The organism is Bacillus sp. BB51/4 (assembly GCF_008368845.1).
Taxonomy (GTDB): domain Bacteria; phylum Bacillota; class Bacilli; order Bacillales; family Bacillaceae_G; genus Bacillus_A; species Bacillus_A wiedmannii.
This window is the reverse complement of the sequence record NZ_QOSC01000028.1, coordinates 1-3,786: the sequence shown is the minus strand read 5'-3', so window position 1 is coordinate 3,786 and position 3,786 is coordinate 1. Positions and strand designations below refer to the sequence as shown.

2 protein-coding genes are annotated in these 3,786 nt (G+C 33.4%); one reads left to right on the top strand and one right to left on the bottom strand.

The window, feature by feature from the left end; genetic code table 11:
• Positions 1–1,137 precede the first annotated feature (1,137 nt).
• A complete protein-coding gene (locus DN392_RS28245) occupies positions 1,138–2,097 on the bottom strand; it encodes a proline dehydrogenase family protein (RefSeq protein WP_088321342.1) in 960 nt (319 codons plus the stop codon).
• 117 nt (positions 2,098–2,214) lie between these two features.
• On the opposite strand from DN392_RS28245, the gene pdxR reads away from it, so the two are divergent.
• Entirely contained in the window at positions 2,215–3,627 is a 1,413-nt protein-coding gene (gene pdxR / locus DN392_RS28240) for a MocR-like pyridoxine biosynthesis transcription factor PdxR (RefSeq protein WP_000964405.1), read from the top strand.
• The last annotated feature ends 159 nt before the right edge of the window (positions 3,628–3,786 follow it).

Sequence of the window (3,786 nt, the reverse complement as noted above, 5' to 3'; positions counted from 1 at the left end):
TCTATATTACACCTCTATATACTAATCGTCAATACCTTTTTCATAAAGTTATTCAAGTTAATATTTTTGCACTCTCTAATCTAGAGAAGAACCTATAAATATTGCATTATCCGAAAATCCTCTTCGACTTCGCTTTAATTTCTTCTCCCAAAATATATTCAAGTTTACTTACACCCTAGACTGAATTGGTACGGAAGTTTTCCCCCCCGCGGAACTAACAACCTTATTTTAATAAATACTAATATATAATTAAAAACTTATTCCACTCCCTAACACCTCTTTGTTTATCAGGCACTCTATTAGAAACGATTGAAGATATACGTATTCTCATAAACAGACAACGATACAGAAATTCTTATATACTACTCTAGCTATAGAGTTCCCCTTATATGAGGTAATGGTTACTTACCTGTTTACTCGTAAATATATAGAAACACACTAATATATTTACTAACTATCCCTATGTCACTGAAATAGCAGACTTATATCTCTTTCATCTTTAGCAGCATCCATTTCCATATGGCCTAGTCGTAATAAATTTTATATCCTCTTAACAAACATTTCAGATATACAAATAAACTATACTCGAGGTCCAAACCAATTAATAGCATTTCTTTTTTTAAACACATATACCCGATTAAAAATACGCACCTCAATTGATCGAGTGCACATAACACACTCACAAGGAACATTCATTCTATTTGTATTTTATTACTTTTTATCACATGTAAGGATGTTTATCCTATACCTATATTTACGTTTTACCGCTAGGAGAGCGAATCAAGTTACTAACAAAGTATGTAATTTTATTGTTTATATATATCCTCCGTTTTGAAATACATATAGAATTACAAATTCATTTATTTCTAGCTATAAACCTAAGAATACATAACAATAAGAAACCAATGCATATAAAACACCCACAAAAACAAATTCTACAACAAGGTATACTACGGCTGTACAATTTATAAACTATAATCTTTTCAATATAAAAAGAGCCGGAATTTCTACTCTAAGGAACATCCGACTCTTATTTTTGGGCCACAACCAAAATAATTTAACTTACTCACTACAACTGAACGCCCTCATAATAACCATAGCCAAAATAATTTTTATATTTAATATTAAAATGTCTATTTAATATTCCCTACTCTGCTGTACTGCAGATGAATGCATCATATCTATCACTGCACGATATAAATTTTCCGGATATTCAGCTATCCGATGGCATAAATACAAGTACCACTCTTTCCCATAGGTCAAATACACCCTAGCATTATGCCCTTTGTTTTTCAAATCACTTAACATATCCGGACGAATTCCATATAGCATTTCTATCTCTACATTAGATTGATTAAAACATTGACGTTTCTCCATTTCTTTAATAAGAATTTCATCATGTGTAGCTATAGATACAGGATGATTGTTTTCAACTAGTTGTTCTACAATCTGAAGATACTGTTGGTTTAAGTCATTTGACCTAGGCATAGCAATATCCGAAACTTCTTGATAGGCACCTTTTACAACTCGTATTTTCCCTGGATAATGTAGGAGTTCTTGAATATCATCGTTTGAGCGATATAAATGCGCCTGAATCGTTATCCCTACATTAGGATATTGCTCAGTTGTTTTTTTATAGATGGAAAGAATGTCTGCTGCTTTAGATGATTCTTCCATACTTATCATAAGGGTAGTTCCATGTAGTTTTGCCTTCTCTGCTAACTCCATTAAATGAATATAAGATATTTTTGGATCTATAGATAATCCAATATGCGATAAATCGAGTGATACTGTTTGCTTCATAGATAGAGCACCCATATCCCCAATAAGATTCCAAAACTCATTTTTTTCTTTATAACATTCCTCTATATCTAGAGTATTTTCCCCTATGTATTCTAGTGAAGTATGATAACCTTTTGTAATTAGTTCTTTTGCTATCACAATCCCCTCATGTCTCGTTTCTCCGGTGACAAAGCGTTTCGCAGCTTGCAATAACAACGCATAGAGTTCATTAGATTGTTGTACATAGGATTTTATATGTTCATTTCGTGCAATCGATTTAAATGCCTGAGCTACTTGGAATTCTGGTTTCGTCATCACATTTTCATCCCCTTTAGAACTATTTGATCCAACTATAGCATGCTAAAATGGTTCATATTAGTACCATTTTAACCAAACTTTTATGGTACCAATTTTGATGAAGGGAGCATTTATATGCTTTGGATACCTATTGATCGATCGTTAGATATAAGTTTAATTCGACAGGTTTATCACCAAATACGTGAACGAATATTAAACGGAGAACTACAATCTGGAGAAAGACTACCATCTACACGGGAATTATCTTCTGAGTTAAGCGTGTCTAGGAATGTAATTTTAGAAGCTTATGATCAATTATTTTCCGAAGGTTTTTTGGTCGCTCGACAGGGCGCCGGGACATTCATTGCAGAAGGAACTTATTTAGAACAACGTAAAAAATCAACTCTAATTGATTCTTTATCTTGGTGCGAAGAAATAAACAAAGACAGTAACATCATTAATTTTCGTTCAGGGATACCAGCATTAGACTTATTTCCACGTAAGGGATGGGCAAAGTTATCTCATACTATATGGAATGAAACACCTCCTTCTACGTTTGGATACGATATTCCCGAAGGGCGTCCCGAATTAAGAAAGGTTTTATCACACTATTTACTTAAAACAAGAGGAGTTTTTTGTCATCCAGAACAATTGATAATTACCTCCGGTGCAACGCAAGCTTTAACACTTATTTCTAAGCTACTTTTGTCAACAGGCGACGAAGTACTAATAGAAGATCCCATCACCAATGACATTCAAACAATTTTTAAAAATTCAGGAGCCTTCCTTTATCCTATACCAGTTGATGATAATGGGATGGATACATCTTTGCTGCCTGCAAATAAAAACCCAAAATTCATCTTCACTACTCCTTCTCATCAGTTTCCTTTAGGAGGAGCGTTACCGATTCAACGACGGGTTCAATTGATTAACTACTCAAGGAAAACAAATTGTTATCTCATTGAAGATGATTATGACAGTGAGTTTCGATATGAAGGCTCACCTGTAAGTTCATTACAGGGATTGGATCCCGAGCGTGTTATATATATAGGTTCATTTAGTAAAATTTTATCACCGGCCCTTAGGATGGGATACTTAGTTCTTCCCTCACACCTTATTGAAAAATGTCGCAGGGTAAAATGGTTTTCAGATCTACATACACCTTCTTTAAATCAGCTTGTTCTTGCTAAATTTATTGCCGAAGATTATTTGGAGCGACATATTATGAAGATGAAAAAAATTTATAAAACTCGAAGAGACTTCCTTATCCAGCAATTAAAATTAGCATTCTCCAATAAGATCAATATTTTCGGTTATTCTACAGGATTACATCTGATTGTTGAATTCAATCAAGTTCAATTCACAAAAGAATTACTTGAGGAAATCCAACAACTCGGAGTGAAAGTATATCCTGTGGAAGAGCACGCCATTAAAAAAGGAAAACATCATAATCGAATTATTATAGGGTATGGACATTTAACAACTGAAGAAATAAAAGAAGGTGTGAGCAGGCTACAGAGGGCAATACCTTGTATCTATTCTTGTTAACGAATAGATGGTCTAACAAACTTATCCATATTTTTCTGAAGGTATGCTATTTAGATGTGAAATCATAATAAAATAAAGCTGTTTTTTGCTAGATACACGTACTCATAGAACCAACATTAATTACAAGATTATTTCCATTAAACACAAAAAAGACGAGTC

Excerpts from the sequence above, each read along its gene's own strand:
- pdxR (WP_000964405.1), top strand. The coding sequence starts at position 2,215 with ATGCTTTGGATACCTATTGATCGATCGTTAGATATAAGTTTAATTCGA.
- DN392_RS28245 (WP_088321342.1), bottom strand. The coding sequence starts at position 2,097 with ATGACGAAACCAGAATTCCAAGTAGCTCAGGCATTTAAATCGATTGCA.